Origin of the sequence: Actinoalloteichus caeruleus, from assembly GCF_049311605.1 — a bacterium.
GTDB classification, from domain to species: Bacteria; Actinomycetota; Actinomycetes; order Mycobacteriales; family Pseudonocardiaceae; genus Actinoalloteichus_B; species Actinoalloteichus_B caeruleus.
Genome location: NZ_CP186005.1, coordinates 5,948,506 through 5,963,681, shown reverse-complemented (window position 1 = coordinate 5,963,681; position 15,176 = coordinate 5,948,506). Strand labels below are relative to the sequence as shown.

Here is a 15,176-nt window from a genome sequence, read left to right as displayed (position 1 = left end):
CCCTGGCTCGCTACCCTGCGGAGTGTGGGGATGCCGACTTGGGTGTGGTTCACGGCGGCCGTAGTGTTCGCCATGGCGGGTGTCGCGCTGCTCGCCACCGACACGGCGCAACGCAGCGCGCGCAACCGGGAACGACGTCGATGGGCGGCGTTGCGGGGCTGGCAGTTCGCCGAGAGCGACCAGGTGCTGCCGACCCGGTGGAGCCACGGCTTCCTCGCGGCGCAGAGCGGCGGCGTCGCCAGGGACGTGGTCGCGGGCTCCACCTTCACCGCCGACGGCCGGCGACAGGTGTACGTGTTCGACCACGAGTCGGGCGGGAAGGCCGGCGCCGTGCTGGTCGCGGTGCGCTGCCGCCAGCAGTACGAGGTCGTGGTGGAGCTCTGGCTGCCCAGCGTCCCCGTCCCGCAGGAGTCCGGCCTGGACCTGCTCGGGCCCGTCGGTTCCCGGTACGCCTTCGTCACCCAGTTGTCGGCCGCGCGCCAGCTGATCACACCGGACCTGGTCGAGGCCGCGGAGGAGGTCGGCGACGACGTCACCGTGGTCTGGTTGGAGAAGGAGTGGGTGCTGGCCGCCGCGCCCTCCAACGCCTCGCCCTCCCGCCTGGAGCGGCTGCTGCGCGACGTCGGGGAGATCGCCGACCTGATCGACCCCGTGGACGAGGAGGAGCGGGAGCAGCAGCGCACCCACGCGCTCACCGTCGACCAGGAGGACGAGCGCATCTTCCGGCCTTCGAGCCAGTCCTGATCCCGCCGCCGGCGGAACGCCTCGCCGACCTGGCCCCCGAGCGGAGTCCGACTCCGTGCGACTCACCCCCATCACTCGTTCAGGTTGTTACCGTGCGGTACATGCCCACCGCGCTGATCACCGGTCCAACCTCGGGAATCGGGTTGTCCTTCGCCCGCCGCCTGGCCGCCGAGGGGTACGACGTCGTCCTGGTCGCCCGCACCGAGTCGAAGCTGATTTCCCTGGCCGCCGAGCTCGGTGACCGCTACGGGGTGGAGGCCGAGACGATCACCGCCGACCTCGCCGAGGCCGCCGACCGCGACCGGGTGGCGGCCCGCCTCCGGGACGAGGAGCGACCGGTGGACCTGCTGGTCAACAACGCCGGTTTCTCCACCGGCGGCCACTTCGAGCGCAACGAGTTCTCCGCGCTGCGCTCGCAGCTGGAGGTCAACGTCACCGCGGTGCTCCAGCTGACCCACGCCGCGCTGCCCGGCATGCTGGCGCGGCGGGGTGGCGACGTGATCAACGTGTCCAGCATCGCCGGCTTCCTGCCGGGGCGGGGCTCCACCTACACCGCCAGCAAGGCCTGGGTGACGTCGTTCACCGAGGGCCTGGCGGCGGGGACCCGGGGCAGCGGGGTCCGCCTGCTCGCGTTGTGCCCGGGGTTCACGAGGACCGAGTTCCACGAGCGGGCCGACATCGACATGTCCGGCCTGCCCCGGTCGTTCCGGCTGGACGCGGACTTCGTCGTGCACGAGTCACTGCGTGACCTGCGGCGCGGTCGCGCGGTGTCCGTACCGGGCAACCAGTACAAGGCGTTGGCGTCGGTCTCGCGGCTGCTGCCCCGCTGGCTGGTCCGCCGGGTCGCCGGTCGCACCGCCCGAGGTCGGGACTGACCCCGCCGGAACCGGGGTGGCCTCCCGGACCGGCGGCCGGTGCCGGTCCGGGGCTGTGCGAAGCTAGCGAACCGTGCGAGAAGCGGCGGCATCGAACTCCCCCACCCCGAACGTGGATTCCGAGGACAAGGCTCGGCTGGCCCGCCTGGTGCGGGAGCTCGCGGTCGTCCACGGCACCGTGACCCTGTCCTCGGGCGCCGAGGCCGACTACTACGTCGACCTGCGCAGGGCCACGCTGCACCACCAGGCCTCACCGCTGATCGGCCGGCTGCTCAGGCAGCTGACCGGCGACTGGGACTTCCAGGCGGTCGGAGGGCTCACCCTCGGCGCCGATCCGGTGGCGGGCGCCATGCTGCACTCGGCCGCGTCCGATGGCCTCGCGCTGGACGCCTTCGTCGTGCGGAAGGCCACCAAGCAGTACGGGATGCAGCGGCAGATCGAGGGACCCGGTGTCACCGGTCGTCGGGTGCTCGCGGTGGAGGACACCTCCACCACCGGTGGCAGCGTGCTGACAGCCGTCGAGGCCCTGCGTGCCGGGGGCGCCGAGGTAGTGGGCGTCGCCACCGTCGTGGACCGGCAGACCGAGGCGCGTGAGCGGATCGAGGCGGCGGGCCTGCCCTACCGCTACCTGCTGGACCTCGACGACCTGGGGCTCTGAGCGCCGCCCCGGCCACGGGGCCCGGCGCCGACGGTGTGAGGTTCGCGTCGGGATTTTTTCGCGGAGCCCTCTTCCCGACCCGCGTGGACGGGTAACCTGCGGGCGTGGATGCCCTGCTCGTGATCCTCGTGGTCCTGCTCGTGCTCGCGGTCGTGGTCGGAATCGGCTACGTCGTGAGCTACAACCGGTTCATCGCCCAGCGGAACACCGTCGAGGAGTCGTGGCGGCAGGTCGACGTCGAGCTCCAACGACGTCATGACCTCATCCCCAACCTCGTGGAGACCGTGCGGGCGTCGGCCCACTTCGAGCAGACGACGCTGCAACAGGTGATCGCCGCCAGGTCGCAGGCGATGCAGGCCCGTCAGACGCACGCCAGCGTCCACGACCAGGGGCAGGCGGAGCAGCAGCTGTCCGGAGCGCTGCGCGGCTTCTTCGGCATCGCCGAGAGCTACCCGGAGCTGAAGTCGAACCAGAACTTCCTCCACCTCCAGAAGCAGCTGGCCGAGACCGAGGACCGCATCGCCGCCGGTCGTCGCTTCTACAACGGGAACGTGCGGGCCCTGAACACCCGGGTCGAGTCGTTCCCCTCCTCCATCGTCGCCGGCATGGCCAAGATCACCAAGGCGGACTACTTCGAGGTCGACGACCCGAACGCCCGCGCGACCCCGTCGCTGTCCGGTGCCTTCGGTTCCCTCACCGGCGGGCCGCCCGCCGCGCCGCAGCTCCAGCAGCCCACCGGGGGCCCGCAGTACGGACAGCAGCCCGGTCCCCAGGTCCACGGCCAGCCGCCGCAGCAGTACGGGCAGCCGCAGCCGCCCCAGCAGTACGGGCAGCCGCAGCCGCCGCAGCAGTACGGCCAGCCGCACCCCGGGCAGGGGCAGCCACCGCAGGGCCCGGCCGGCCCCGGCGGCTGGCAGTGACCGCCGGCTCCCCTGGTTACCGCGACTCCGCCCCGACCACCGCCCGCCGCCCCTCGCCCGAGGCCGAGCCCTCGCCGGTGGTGGGGCCGGAGCCGGCGGTGGTGGGCCCGACGGAGTGGACCCCCTCGGGCCCGGTCGTGGGCGTCGGCCCCTGGGCGGGACCGCCGCCGGACGGCGAGCACTACGACCCCGAACTCCTCCGCGACGGCGACCGGCGCAACGTGGTCGACGCCTACCGGTACTGGCGGCGGGAGGCGATCGTCGCCGAGCTCGACACCCGTCGGCACCCGTTCCACGTGGCCATCGAGAACTTCCAGCACGACCACAACATCGGGACCGTGGTCCGCACGGCCAACGCGTTCGGGGCGCGTGCCGTCCACATCGTCGGTCGGCGTCGGTGGAACCGGCGGGGTGCGATGGTCACCGACCGGTACCAGCACCTGGAACACCACGACGAGGTGGCCGGCCTCCTCGGCTTCGCCGCCCGTTCCGGGCTGGCGGTCGTCGGGGTGGACAACACCCCGGGTTCGGTGCGGCTGGAGGAGACCGCGCTGCCCCGCGAGAGCGTCCTCGTCTTCGGGCACGAGGGGAGCGGTCTGAGCGCGGAGACGCGGGAGGGCGCCGACCTGCTCGTCTCCATCGCCCAGTTCGGCTCCACCCGCTCGATCAACGCCGGCGTCGCCGCGGGGATCGTCATGCACGCCTGGGTCCGCGACCACGCCGACCTGACCCTGGCCTGGTGAACAAGGGCCGCCGGCCGTGTCATCCGGGCGGCCGTCCCCGCCGCTGAGGGCACGATGTGCGCATGACCGAGGAACTGTTGCCGACGCGGCGGCGGGTGTGGGCCGCGCGAGCCGAGGTCGCCGAACGCGCCGTTCGGCAGCGCCACCTCCGGGGGGTGTGGGGGCTGCCCGGCACCCTGATCGGCCTCGCCAGTTGGCCGCCGAGCGCCGCACTGCGCCTCGGTGTCGGACCCTGGAACTACTGGTGGCAGGCGCACCTGATCGACTGCCTCGTCGACGCCGAGCTCCGGGACCCGAGCCGGGCGCGCAGGACCGCGCTCAACCGCCTGGTGCGGGGCGTGGTGCTGCGCAACCTCGGCTGGACCAACGACTACTACGACGACATGGCCTGGCTCGGCTTGGCCCTGCACCGCGCCGGCGAGGTGACCGGGGAGCGGCACCAGCACGCCCTGCGCGCGGTGGAGGCCGAACTGCGGGCCGCCTGGACCCGGCACGGTGGTGGCGGGATCTGGTGGCGGCGGCACGCCCGGTACCACGACGACTTCAAGAACACGCCCGCCAACGGCCCGGCGGCGATCCTGCACGCGAGGTTGGGCACCGACGCCCCCGGTCACGGGCTCGAACGGGCGGTCGCGATCGCCGAGTGGCTGGAGACCACCCTGGTGGACCCGGTGACCGGCCTGGTCTGGGACGGGGCCCGGGTCGACTACCGGGGCGGCGTGCGCCGGGTGGTCCGCCGCGTCTACACCTACTGCCAGGGGGTGTACCTCGGCGCCGCCCTGGAACTGGCCTCGGCGACCGGCGAGCAGCGGTGGTGGCTGCGGGCCAGGCGCACCGTGGACGCCGTCGCGACCCGCCTGGTCACCTCCAGCGGCGCGTTGCGGACCCACGGGGGCGGCGACGGGGGACTGTTCTCCGGGATCCTCGCCCGCTACCTCGCGCTCGCCGTCGCCCGGCTCCCGCCGGCGGACGTCGGATCGCGGGCCCTGGCGGCCGAGCTGGTCCTGGCCTCGGCGGAGGCGGTCTGGCGCAACCGGCGGGTGGTCGACTCCGGCCCGCTGTTCCCGGCGGACTGGAACCGACCGGCCCGGGTTCCGCCCCGGCCACCGGCCCTGTCCGAACGCCCACGGGGCGGCGAGGGCGCCGTCAGCCCCGACGTCATCCCGGAACGGGACCTGTCCGTCCAGCTCGGCGCCTGGATGGTGTTGGAGGCGGCCGCCTCGGTCGAGCGGTCGGGGGTGTCGGCCTCCGGTTGACCCGCCGCCACGAGCACCGCGGTCGCCGTCGCGCGTCCTTCCGGTCACCCGGCGGAACGGCTACCGTCAGGCAACATGGGCTCACTCGTCGACGTCGACCTGCTCACCGCCCTCCGTGCCGCCGTGGGGCCGGACCACGTCCTGGTGGACCGGGACGTCACCGAGTCCTACCGGCGCGACATGATGCCGCTCGCACCGGCGGGATCACCAGCCGCGGTGGTGCTGCCGGCCACCACGGAGGAGGTCCAGGACGTCGTGCGGGCCTGCGGGGCCGCCGGTGTCCCGATCGTGCCGAGGGGGGCGGGCAGCGGCCTGTCAGGAGCGGCCAACGCCGTCGACGGGTGCGTCGTCCTGGCGCTGACGCGGATGGACCGGATCGTCGAGATCGACCCGGACAACAGGGTCGCCGTGGTCGAGCCTGGGGTGGTCAACCTCGACCTGAGGTCGGCGGTGGAGAAGCACGGGCTGTTCTACCCGCCCGACCCCTCCAGCTACGACTGGTGCACCATCGGCGGGAACCTCTCCACCAACGCCGGCGGGCTGTGCTGCGTGAAGTACGGGGTGACCACCGACTCGGTGTTGGGTCTGGAGGTGGTCCTCGCCGACGGCGAGGTGCTGCGGACCGGGCGCCGCACCGTCAAGGGGGTCGCGGGGTACGACCTCACCAGGTTGTTCGTCGGCAGCGAGGGCACGCTCGGCGTGATCACACGCGCCACGCTCGCGCTGCGTCCGCTGCCCCAGGCACCGGCGACCGTGGTCGCCTCCTTCGGCTCCACCGGAGCCGCCGGCGTGGCGGTGTCCAGGATCGTGCGGGAGGGCATGGTCCCCTCCCTCCTGGAGATCATGGACTCGGTGTGCGTCAGGGCCGTGGAACGCCACCTGTCGACCGAGTTGGGGGACGGCGCGGGGAGCGCTGCCCTGGTCATCGGCCAGTCGGACCTTGGTGGGGCGGCGGGGCTCGCCGAGGTCTCGAGGCTCGAACAGGTCTGCCTGGACGCCGGCGCCGAGTTCACCCACCACACCGACGACCTCGCCGAGGGGCGGCTGCTGTTGGCCGCCCGGCGGGCGGTGCTGCCCGCCCTGGAGACCCTGGGGTCCTGGCTGACCGACGACGTCTGCGTCCCCAGGACCAGGATCGCCGAACTGATCGCGGGCTGCGCCGAGATCGGGGAGGAGGTCGGGTTGACCGTCGCCGTCACGGGCCACGCCGGCGACGGAAACATGCACCCGACCATCGTCTACGACGCGTCCAGGGCGGACGAGGCGGAGGCCGCGCGAGTCGCCTTCGACCGCATCCTCGCCCTCGGGTTGCGGCTGGGCGGAACGGTGACGGGCGAACACGGCGTCGGCAAGATCAAGCAGGACTGGCTCGCGACGGAGATCGGCCCGGTCGGGTTGCGCGCGCACCGGGCCATCAAGAACGCCCTGGACCCAGGGGGGTTGTTCAACCCGGGTTCGATGTTCCGGGGCTGACACCGCCACCGGGCGCGCCGCACCCCCGTCCCCCGCCACACGAGGTCGGGCGGCCCGGGATCGGGGCGGGCGTGCGCTCCGTTGGCGACGCCCGAGGGGCAGCGGCCCGCGACGGCGGTCCACCGCCCGTCGGAGGGGGCGGCGTCGGGGCCTTCGCGGCAGCCCAGCCCCGATCGGGGTGACCTGGCGGGATGACGCGGGGCTCGGCTCCGGCACGCGGCTCCGCCGGCGGAGGGGAGCGTGGCCCCGGCGGGAGGGCCTCAGAGCACGGTGATGACGCCGGCCACGGCCCCGCAGAGCAGGCCGAGCCCGAGGGAGATCCCCGCGACGACGGCCAGCCGCCGCCCGCCGCCCGCGGGTTGGTCCCGGCCGCTGGGGAGGAGGCCGCGCTGGGTCGCCGTCTCGTCCGGCGGTGGGTTGGTGACCTCCGCCGGAGCCGAGGGCGGGTCGGACCGGGCCTGGAGCGCCTGCGCGCGCAACGCTTTGGACAGCACCTGCTCCGGATCCGACGGATCTCCCACGGGAGGGAGGATACCGAGCGGTCCCCGAACTGATCGTCACCTCGACGGGTGACCAACCGGCGGGGCCTCGTCGGACGTGCCCGCTGGCGGAACCCGGGTCCCCTTCGCCAGCACGGCGCGGATGGTGAACTCCTCATCCAGCACCACGAGGTCCGCGTCGAGGCCGGGGCGCACCGCCCCGACGGCGGCGTCGAGCCCCAGCAGCGAGGCGGGCGTGGTCGAGGTGGCGCGCACGGCCTCCTCGACGGTGAGACCACAGCCCCGGACCAGGTTGGCGAAGGCGCGGTCCATCGTCAGGCTGCTGCCGGCGAGCGCCCCGCCCGGGAGCAGCGGCACTCCGCCGGTCACCGTGACGGGGAGGCCGCCGAGCACGTACTCGCCGTCGCCAGAGCCGGCCGCGCCGATGGCGTCGGTCACGGCGGCGGTACGCCGGGGGCCGGCGTGCCGGGCGGCCAACCGGGCGACCGTCGGGTGCAGGTGGACCAGGTCGCAGATCAGCTCGACCACGACCCGCTCGTCGTCGAGGAGCGCCGCGATCGGCCCGGGCTCGCGGTGGTGGAGCGGACGCATGGCGTTGAACAGGTGCGTGGCGACCCTCGCGCCGGCGTCCACCGCCGCCCGTGCCTGGTCGGCGGTCGCGTCGGTGTGCCCCACGGCCGCGAGCACCCCCGCCCGGACGAGACGGCGCACGGCGGGCAGGGCGTGGGGTAGCTCGGGTGCCAGGGTCACCATCCGCACGGTTCCCCCTCCCTCGGCCAGCAGCCGGTCCACCAGCGCGGGTTCCGGCGCGCACAGGGCGGCGGGGTCGTGGGCACCGCACCGCCCCTCGGCCAGGAACGGGCCCTCCAGGTGGATGCCGGCCAGCAGGCCGGAGCGCACCGCCGGTCGCAGCGCCCCGATCTGCCGGACCAGCTCGTCGGGTGCGGCCGAGACGAGGCTGGCCTGGAGGGTGGTGGTGCCGTGGCGCCGGTGGACGTCCACGGCGGTCGAGACCGCCTCGGCGGTCCCCTCGGTGAAGGACGCGCCGCCGCCGCCGTGGCAGTGGATGTCCACGAAACCGGGGACGACCCACCCGCCGGCGGCGTCCACCACGGACCGCGCGGCGGGTGCGGGCCCGTCACCGACGGCGGTGATCCTGCCGTCGTCGATCGCGACCCAGCCCGTCACCTCACCGTCAGGTGTGATCACCCTGCCCCCGGTGACCAGCGTGGACACCGCACTGGCCCGGCTGATCGAACCACGGACCTCGGAAGGCGTCCCGCCCACTGCATGCTCCCCAGGACGAACGTCGGCTGTCGCGAGGCGACCAGCCCGGCCGCCTAGTGGTCTACACCACCGGCCGTGCCGATGGCGAGAGGTTCCACCGAGCGGATGCGCACCGGCGGGTCGCGGTGGGCCCGAGGGCGGGGGTGGTGATCCGGACCGAGCGACGTGGTCGGCGGGCACCTGAGGGTGGCCGGCGGTGCCCCACGGGTCCCGGGAGCGCGTGTGCCGTGCCCGGAGCCACGCCGCCGGGGTCGGACGGGGAGCGTGGCGCCGCCCCGCCCCTCGTGGTCCACGGCCCTCCCCGACGGCCCGGCGGGGGTGGCTGCGGTGCCGGTGCGCTGGTGCCCGAGCGCCGGGCGACTGGGACGACCCGAGCGGCGCCAGGCGTGGGCCGGCGCGCGCGGAGGTCAGCCCTGGCCCTGCCGCAGGATCGCCTGCAACGCGTCGAGGGCGCGGGACGCGGTCGACTTCACGGTGCCCTTCGAGATGCCGGTGGCCTCCGCGATCTCCGCCTCCGACAGGTTGCCGTAGTACCGCAGCACCAGGACCTCGCGCTGGCGGGGTGGCAGCTGCGCGAGCGCGCGCACCACGGTCTGGTGTTCGGCGGTCAACATGGCCAGCGACTCCGCCGACCGGGCGTTCGGGCTGTGCGGCGGCACGTACTCCCGAGCGGTCTTGCGGCGTCGCAGGACGGACCGGCTGCCGTTGACCACGGCGGTGCGCAGGTAGCCCACGGCGGCGGCGGCGTCCCGGAGGCCCGACCAGTTCCGGTGCAGGCCCGTGAACGCCTCCTGGACGACGTCCTCGGCGGTGGAGATGTCGTCGACCAGCAGGATCGCCAGCCGAACCATCCGCATCCGGTGCTGGCGGTAGAGGTCCTCCAGCGTCAACGGCGTCTGGGGGGCGGTGGGTCCGGACATGTCGAGCTTCCTGAGGTGACCGAACGTGCGTTCGACCGATCGCTCAGTCGTGCCGGGCCCCCGGCGGAACCTCTCCACACCCACGGGCTAGACGTTACCCAGGTACGCCGGGTGTTCGTAACCCAGACCGGCGAGCCGGGGCCTCCGTGGCGGGGCGCCCCCGGGCCCCTCGGAGGGCCTCGCCCGGCGCACGCCCTCGGTCGAGGGAATTCGCCAGGTCAGGTGCTCCCGTGGCCCACCACTGCCCGGGGAATGCGCGCTCGAGGTCCGCGACGGCGGGAGAAAATCACGGCGAAAACCGATCTTCACTGGGTAGAGGGAATTGCCCGGTCTCCCGTGGCCGGCCCCACCGGGCTGCCGCACGATGGTTTCTGGCTGGGGAACAACGGGCCAGCCGGGAAATCATCGCAATTCGACGGAGGTCGGGACTGTGCGTATCGGAAAGAACGTCGCGAGGACTCTGGTTGTCGGCGCCGCCGTGGCCATGCCCCTGCTGATCTCTGCCCCCTCGGCCCTGGCCGGCGAGCAGGAGAGTGGCAAGGGCCACGACAAGGGCTACGGCCACGGCCACGGCCACGACCACGGCCACGGCCACGGCTGGGGGCCCCGCTTCCGCTTCGAGGCGGCTGACTGGTACAGCGTGAAGGTCAAGGTCAACTACGACGTGGAGTACGGTGGCTTCGAGTACGTCTCGATCGACTACTGAGTTAGTCGGTAGCGGACGAGGAATTTACCGAGGTTTTGGCAGGTCGCCCGCGCGGCCTGCCAAAACCTTTTTTGTCGATGAATTCCCCGTGTGGTCCGGAGTGGAATGTGGGGCGGGTGTTCGGAGTGCGTCGCCCGGTTCCGCGCATTCACGTTCCACGGTGCGCGGTCACTCCGCGTGCGCGGGTGGACGATCTTCTGTGATCTCGGTCGCGGCGGATGCCGCGCGTGTCGGGCGCCCACCGGCTGGTGCGGGCGGCGCTGGGGGAGGGGGGCGCGCGCGGTACGGTCCAGCGAACGATCGCAGGGAGGTACCCGTGGCCCGTTTCGCCGTCGAGTTCTCGTACAGCGCGGACACCGAGACCCGACACGCCGCCCGCCCCCGGCACCGCGACTACCTCGCGGCGCTCGCCGAGCGGGGAGTGCTCCTCGCCGCCGGTCCCTGGGCGGACGACGCCGGCGCCCTGCTCGTCTACGAGGTGCCGGACGAGGCGGCCCTGCGGGAGGTGCTGACCGCGGACCCCTACACCCCGGCCGGTGTGATCACGCGGACCCGGATCCGGGAGTGGACCCCGGTGCTCGGGGCCTGGCTCGGAACGTCGGGCGGCTGAGCTCCCGCCGTCGCGGCCCGCGCCCGTCGACGTGGCGCGGCGTTGGGCACGGCACGGGCTCGTACGCCGTCCGGTCGGGTGGTGGCCGCCGTTCGGGCGAACGGTCGCGTCGAGGTCGAGGTCGGGTGGGCGGTTCCCCCGCCCCTCCCCGGCTGAATCGTTCCGGCCACCCGTTATGTTGATCTCGCGCGGAACGTGTCGCCCGCCCGGGCGGCGGGGAGTTCACGTCACGTTCGCGGACCCGCAGCCCCTAGGATTCACGCGCACGGAACGTCAGGTTCCGCGTCGCCCGTCGACGTCGCGCAGCGGCACGCCCCGAGGAGGAGACCGATGCCCATCGCCACCCCAGAGGTCTACGCGGAGATGTTGGACCGGGCCAAGGCGAACGAGTTCGCCTACCCGGCCATCAACGTCACGTCGTCGGAGACACTGAACGCAGCGCTGCGCGGCTTCGCCGAGGCGGAGAGCGACGGCATCATCCAGGTGTCCACCGGTGGCGCGGAGTTCCTGTCCGGCACCAAGGTGAAGGACATGGTGACCGGTTCCGTCGCGCTCGCCGAGTTCGCGCACGTGGTGGCGGCGAAGTACCCGGTGAACATCGCGCTGCACACCGACCACTGCCCGAAGGACAAGTTGGACGGTTTCGTGCGCCCGCTGCTCGAGGTGAGCCAGGAGCGCGTGAACCGGGGTGAGAACCCCCTGTTCCAGTCGCACATGTGGGACGGGTCGGCCGTTCCGATCGACGAGAACCTGGAGATCGCCAGGGACCTGCTCGCCAGGGCGGCGAAGGCCCGGATCGTCCTGGAGATCGAGGTCGGCGTGGTGGGCGGTGAGGAGGACGGCGTCGACAACGAGATCAACGACAAGCTGTACACCTCGCCGGAGGACTACCTGAAGACCGTCGACGCGTTGGGCAGCGGCGAGAACGGCCGCTACCTGCTCGCCGCGACCTTCGGCAACGTGCACGGGGTCTACAAGCCGGGCAACGTCAAGCTCCGCCCGGAGATCCTCAAGCAGGGGCAGGACGTGGTCTCGAAGAAGCTCGGGCTCGCCGAGGGCTCGAAGCCCTTCAACCTCGTCTTCCACGGCGGCTCCGGCTCGCTGCTGGAGGAGATCCACGAGGCCGTGTCCTACGGGGTCGTGAAGATGAACATCGACACCGACACCCAGTACGCGTTCACCCGCCCGGTGGCGGCCCACATGTTCAGCAACTACGACGGTGTGCTGAAGATCGACGGCGAGGTCGGGAACAAGAAGGTCTACGACCCCCGCAGCTACCTCAAGGCCGCCGAGCAGGGCATGGCCGCCCGGGTCGCGCACGCCTGCGAGAACCTGCACTCCGCCGGTCGCAAGATCGCCGGCTGAGCTCGCCGGAGCCCCCGCCCCGTGGTGTCCGAGCGGAGACCGGGGCGGGGGTCGGAGCGGGCCGATGGCGGCCGGCCCGACACAATGCGGTCATGAGCCACACGAATCTGCTCGGACCGGACCCGACACTGCTGCCCGAGTTCACCGAAGCCCAGGCTGAGCTGGACTCCGGCACCGACCCCGGGGACGTGGCCCGAGCCCATCCGACCTTCAGCGCCGCCTGGGCGGCGCTCGCCGAGCGGGCACTGGAGCAGGGTGACCCGGTCGCCGCCTACGCCTACGCCAGGACGGGGTACCACCGGGGCCTCGACCAGCTGCGTCGGGCCGGGTGGAAGGGGCACGGCCCCGTTCCGTGGCGGCACCGGCCCAACCAGGGATTCCTGTCCGCGTTGGCCGCTCTCGCGTTGGCGGCCGAGCGGATCGGTGAGCAGGACGAGTTCGAACGCTGCCGGCAGTTCCTCGTGGACTCCGACCCGGAGGCCGCCGTGGCCACCGGACTGTCGGGGGACTGACCGGGAACCGACGGGGTGGGCCCGGGGAGTCGCGGTAGCGTCGACCACGGGTGAGAACGGCCGAGAGGGGACAGGGGCGTTGCCGGACAACGACTACGCGTTCGACAGCAGGTGGGAGGTGCCCGGTCTCGTCGCCGACGTGGCCGAGGTCCTCTTCGACCCGATGACCCTGCCCGAGTGGTGGCCGTCGGTGTACCGGACGGTCGACCGGGTGGACGGTTCCCCGCCCGACGCGCCCCCGGCCGTCGGCTCGGCCTACGACCTGCACACCACCGGCTGGCTGCCCTACACGCTCCGCTGGCGGCTCACCGTGGAGTCGGTGGGGCGGGACACCTGCTCGCTGACGGCGAGCGGGGACCTCGTCGGCCGGGGGGTGTGGCGCCTGCGTCAACTGACCCCCACCTCCACGGAGGTCCGCTTCGACTGGCGGGTGCGGGCGGACAAGCCCCTCCTCCGGGACCTGTCCACCCTGGTCAAACCGGTGTTCGCCGCCAACCACCAGTGGGCGATGCGGCAGGGGGACCGCAGCCTCCGGCTCGCGATCGCCCGCCGTTCGGCGACCCTCAACGGTGACGTGGCGGCCCTGGCGGCCATCCCGGCCCCGCCGCCGCCCACCGGAGCCCGGGAGGCCGCGCTGCTGGCGGCCGGTGCGCTCGTGGCGATCGTGCCGGTGGCCTGGCTGTGCAGCCGGCGCGCCCACGTCCGTGCCGGGCTCCCCGCCCACCCCCACCTGACCGCCGGCGCTCACCCCCGCCGCCCGGGTGGGGCCGGCACCCGCGTGGGCTGAGGGACGGGGGGCAGTTCGCGGCCGCCGACGGTCGTGGGCACGGCCACACGCTCGTCAGCCGGGCCTCCTCGGCGTACCGGGGCACAATTGCCCGTGTGAACCGGGTGCGTGAGGAGTTCGGCCGCGGTGCGCGGAGACTTCTGCGCAGCGGCATCCCGATCGTGCAGTGCGCGGTGGCGGCGGCGCTGGCGTGGTGGGTCGCCGCCAGCGTGATCGGGCACGCGAGCCCGTTCTTCGCGCCCATCTCGGCGGTGATCTGCCTGGGCGCCTCGCTCGACCAGCGGATGCGGCGGGTGGTGGAACTCGTCGCCGGGGTCAGCGTCGGCATCCTGATCGGTGACCTGCTCATCTCGGCGATCGGATCCGGGCCCTGGCAGCTCGCCCTGGTGGTCGGCCTGGCCATGTCGGTGGCGGTGTTCCTCGACGGCGGCGCGATGATCGCGCGGCAGGCCGCGTCCTCCGCGGTGCTCGTCACGGTGTTGTTGCCGCCGGGTGGCACGGGGGGCTTGGACCGCTTCGTCGACGCGCTCGTGGGTGGGCTGATCGCCCTGGCGGTGGCCGCCCTGCTGCCGGCGAACCCCCTGAGCGTCGCGCACCAGAAGGGCCGCGTCGTCCTCGGTGAACTCGCCGACGCGCTGCGGGGGCTCGCGGTGGCCGTGTCCACGGGTGATCCCCGGCGGGCGGCGACCGTGCTGACGAGGACCAGGGAGAGCCAGCACGCGGTCGACCAGTTCCAGGAAGCGCTCCAGGCGGGCCGGGAGATCGCCAGGATCGCCCCGCTCCGGTGGAGGCGGCGGCGGGACCTGGACCGTTACGTCACCGCGTCGAGCCGGGTGGATCTGGCGCTGCGGAACACCAGGGTTCTCGCCCGGCGGGCGCACGCGGCCCTGCGGGACGGCGAGGAGGTGGCCCGGGCGTTGCCGGCCCTGCTGGAACGCCTCGCCGGGGCGGTGGTGCTGCTGCGGGACGAGTTGTCCTCGGGCCGGGAGCCGGTGCAGGCGCGGGCCGCGGCCAGCGCGGTGGCGAAGGCGGCGAACGCCGAGCTGCTGGAGTCCGGCGGCTTCTCCATGCGGGTGGTGGTGGCCCAGCTCAGGTCGGTGGCGGTGGACCTCCTCCAGGCGACCGGGATGAGCCGGGACGACGCCGTGGCCGTGCTGCCACCGCTCCACCGTGGACGGCGGGCGCCCGAGGAGACCGGCGAGCGGCGGGCGGACGACGCGGCGAGGTCCTCCCGGTCGGAGGCGAGTGGACCGGCCGACCGCCACCCGCGTGACGACCAGGACGCCCCTGGCGCCGGGGAGCGAGGTGGAGGAGCGGGGCCGCCGGGCGGCTGAGCGTGGCCACCGGCGGCGGGTGGCCACGCCGGCCTCAGCCCCGGGGGCGGTGCAGCGCGCCGAGCAGCGCCCGGTGCAGGACCTCGTGGTCCCGGACGTCGTGGAGGGTGACCTCGCACGCTCCCAGCCGGTACCACTCGTCGGCCTCGGCGTACCGCACCCACACGAACACCCGCCCGTGCTCGTCGCACTCGGTCCGCAGTTCGAGGTCCCCGGTGATCACCCCGACCTCGTCGGTCATCACGCCTCCGGGCGGCGCGCTGAACGGGGAGAGTAGTTCCGGCGGGTTCGGCATGGGCCACCTGCTCTCGTTCGGGCGTGCGTCACGGACAGTCGCGACGCTACGTGTCGAGAGCCCCGCCGGCGACCGTCCACACGCGATGTCAAGTGGCCTCACCGGATCGAGGGAAGACGGGCGGGAGCGGTCCTCCCCGCCCACCCGGTGGTCTCCACCGGGTGGGCGAGCCGCCCAGGGCGCTCGGCGTA

Annotated in this window: 17 protein-coding genes; 13 read left to right on the top strand and 4 right to left on the bottom strand. The window is 73.5% G+C overall.

Going from position 1 to position 15,176, the window contains the following annotated elements; all coding sequences use genetic code 11:
* Positions 1 to 30: 30 nt before the first annotated feature.
* From ACOJVX_RS24785 to ACOJVX_RS24755, 7 genes are all read left to right on the top strand, one after another.
* Positions 31 to 744, top strand: a complete 714-nt coding sequence (locus ACOJVX_RS24785; RefSeq protein ID WP_026419729.1) for a hypothetical protein — start codon at positions 31 to 33, stop codon at positions 742 to 744.
* A gap of 101 nt (positions 745 to 845) precedes the next feature.
* Positions 846 to 1,619 carry an SDR family NAD(P)-dependent oxidoreductase gene (locus ACOJVX_RS24780; protein ID WP_103057029.1) on the top strand — a complete coding sequence of 258 codons (774 nt, stop codon included), beginning with the start codon at positions 846 to 848 and terminating at the stop codon, positions 1,617 to 1,619.
* A 73-nt stretch (positions 1,620 to 1,692) separates the two neighbouring features.
* Positions 1,693 to 2,277 carry an orotate phosphoribosyltransferase gene (gene pyrE, locus ACOJVX_RS24775; RefSeq protein ID WP_418153899.1) on the top strand — a complete coding sequence of 195 codons (585 nt, stop codon included), beginning with the start codon at positions 1,693 to 1,695 and terminating at the stop codon, positions 2,275 to 2,277.
* A 104-nt stretch (positions 2,278 to 2,381) separates the two neighbouring features.
* Positions 2,382 to 3,197 (top strand): LemA family protein, encoded by an 816-nt coding sequence (locus ACOJVX_RS24770; protein WP_043509877.1) that lies wholly within the window; start codon positions 2,382 to 2,384, stop codon positions 3,195 to 3,197.
* A 98-nt stretch (positions 3,198 to 3,295) separates the two neighbouring features.
* The gene (locus tag ACOJVX_RS24765) at positions 3,296 to 3,940 is read left to right on the top strand and encodes a TrmH family RNA methyltransferase (RefSeq protein ID WP_081715593.1); all 645 of its coding nucleotides are present in this window, start codon (positions 3,296 to 3,298) and stop codon (positions 3,938 to 3,940) included.
* A 62-nt stretch (positions 3,941 to 4,002) separates the two neighbouring features.
* Positions 4,003 to 5,196 carry a glycoside hydrolase family 76 protein gene (locus ACOJVX_RS24760; protein WP_035292524.1) on the top strand — a complete coding sequence of 398 codons (1,194 nt, stop codon included), beginning with the start codon at positions 4,003 to 4,005 and terminating at the stop codon, positions 5,194 to 5,196.
* 75 nt (positions 5,197 to 5,271) lie between these two features.
* Entirely contained in the window at positions 5,272 to 6,669 is a 1,398-nt protein-coding gene (locus ACOJVX_RS24755) for an FAD-binding oxidoreductase (protein ID WP_422647115.1), read from the top strand.
* Positions 6,670 to 6,929: 260 nt separating this feature from the next.
* Here the strand turns inward: ACOJVX_RS24755 and ACOJVX_RS24750 are convergent, their stop codons facing one another.
* From ACOJVX_RS24750 to ACOJVX_RS24740, 3 genes are all read right to left on the bottom strand, one after another.
* Complete coding sequence (locus ACOJVX_RS24750; RefSeq protein WP_030104364.1) at positions 6,930 to 7,190, bottom strand: hypothetical protein; 261 nt, start codon at positions 7,188 to 7,190, stop codon at positions 6,930 to 6,932.
* A gap of 36 nt (positions 7,191 to 7,226) precedes the next feature.
* On the bottom strand, positions 7,227 to 8,456 hold the full coding sequence (nagA, locus tag ACOJVX_RS24745) for an N-acetylglucosamine-6-phosphate deacetylase (protein WP_418153902.1): 1,230 nt from the start codon (positions 8,454 to 8,456) through the stop codon (positions 7,227 to 7,229).
* A 407-nt stretch (positions 8,457 to 8,863) separates the two neighbouring features.
* Complete coding sequence (locus ACOJVX_RS24740; RefSeq protein ID WP_422647114.1) at positions 8,864 to 9,460, bottom strand: SigE family RNA polymerase sigma factor; 597 nt, start codon at positions 9,458 to 9,460, stop codon at positions 8,864 to 8,866.
* 346 nt (positions 9,461 to 9,806) lie between these two features.
* Here ACOJVX_RS24740 and ACOJVX_RS24735 point away from each other — a divergent pair, with 346 nt between their 5' ends.
* From ACOJVX_RS24735 to ACOJVX_RS24710, 6 genes are all read left to right on the top strand, one after another.
* On the top strand, positions 9,807 to 10,082 hold the full coding sequence (locus ACOJVX_RS24735) for a hypothetical protein (RefSeq protein WP_418153904.1): 276 nt from the start codon (positions 9,807 to 9,809) through the stop codon (positions 10,080 to 10,082).
* Between the two features lie 316 nt (positions 10,083 to 10,398).
* Entirely contained in the window at positions 10,399 to 10,692 is a 294-nt protein-coding gene (locus ACOJVX_RS24730; RefSeq protein WP_418153905.1) for a YciI family protein, read from the top strand.
* Between the two features lie 330 nt (positions 10,693 to 11,022).
* Entirely contained in the window at positions 11,023 to 12,057 is a 1,035-nt protein-coding gene (gene fbaA / locus ACOJVX_RS24725) for a class II fructose-bisphosphate aldolase (protein WP_418153906.1), read from the top strand.
* A gap of 92 nt (positions 12,058 to 12,149) precedes the next feature.
* On the top strand, positions 12,150 to 12,569 hold the full coding sequence (locus ACOJVX_RS24720; RefSeq protein WP_026419717.1) for a DUF3151 domain-containing protein: 420 nt from the start codon (positions 12,150 to 12,152) through the stop codon (positions 12,567 to 12,569).
* A gap of 79 nt (positions 12,570 to 12,648) precedes the next feature.
* Positions 12,649 to 13,356 carry a hypothetical protein gene (locus ACOJVX_RS24715; RefSeq protein ID WP_418153907.1) on the top strand — a complete coding sequence of 236 codons (708 nt, stop codon included), beginning with the start codon at positions 12,649 to 12,651 and terminating at the stop codon, positions 13,354 to 13,356.
* A gap of 95 nt (positions 13,357 to 13,451) precedes the next feature.
* Entirely contained in the window at positions 13,452 to 14,690 is a 1,239-nt protein-coding gene (locus tag ACOJVX_RS24710; RefSeq protein ID WP_418153908.1) for an FUSC family protein, read from the top strand.
* 34 nt (positions 14,691 to 14,724) lie between these two features.
* On the opposite strand, the gene ACOJVX_RS24705 is transcribed toward ACOJVX_RS24710, so the two are convergent.
* Positions 14,725 to 14,985, bottom strand: a complete 261-nt coding sequence (locus ACOJVX_RS24705; RefSeq protein ID WP_026419716.1) for a hypothetical protein — start codon at positions 14,983 to 14,985, stop codon at positions 14,725 to 14,727.
* Positions 14,986 to 15,176 lie beyond the last annotated feature (191 nt).

Excerpts from the sequence above, each read along its gene's own strand:
- ACOJVX_RS24785 (WP_026419729.1), top strand. The coding sequence starts at position 31 with ATGCCGACTTGGGTGTGGTTCACGGCGGCCGTAGTGTTCGCCATGGCG.
- ACOJVX_RS24780 (WP_103057029.1), top strand. The coding sequence starts at position 846 with ATGCCCACCGCGCTGATCACCGGTCCAACCTCGGGAATCGGGTTGTCC.
- ACOJVX_RS24760 (WP_035292524.1), top strand. The coding sequence starts at position 4,003 with ATGACCGAGGAACTGTTGCCGACGCGGCGGCGGGTGTGGGCCGCGCGA.
- ACOJVX_RS24755 (WP_422647115.1), top strand. The coding sequence starts at position 5,272 with ATGGGCTCACTCGTCGACGTCGACCTGCTCACCGCCCTCCGTGCCGCC.
- fbaA (WP_418153906.1), top strand. The coding sequence starts at position 11,023 with ATGCCCATCGCCACCCCAGAGGTCTACGCGGAGATGTTGGACCGGGCC.
- ACOJVX_RS24720 (WP_026419717.1), top strand. The coding sequence starts at position 12,150 with ATGAGCCACACGAATCTGCTCGGACCGGACCCGACACTGCTGCCCGAG.
- ACOJVX_RS24705 (WP_026419716.1), bottom strand. The coding sequence starts at position 14,985 with ATGCCGAACCCGCCGGAACTACTCTCCCCGTTCAGCGCGCCGCCCGGA.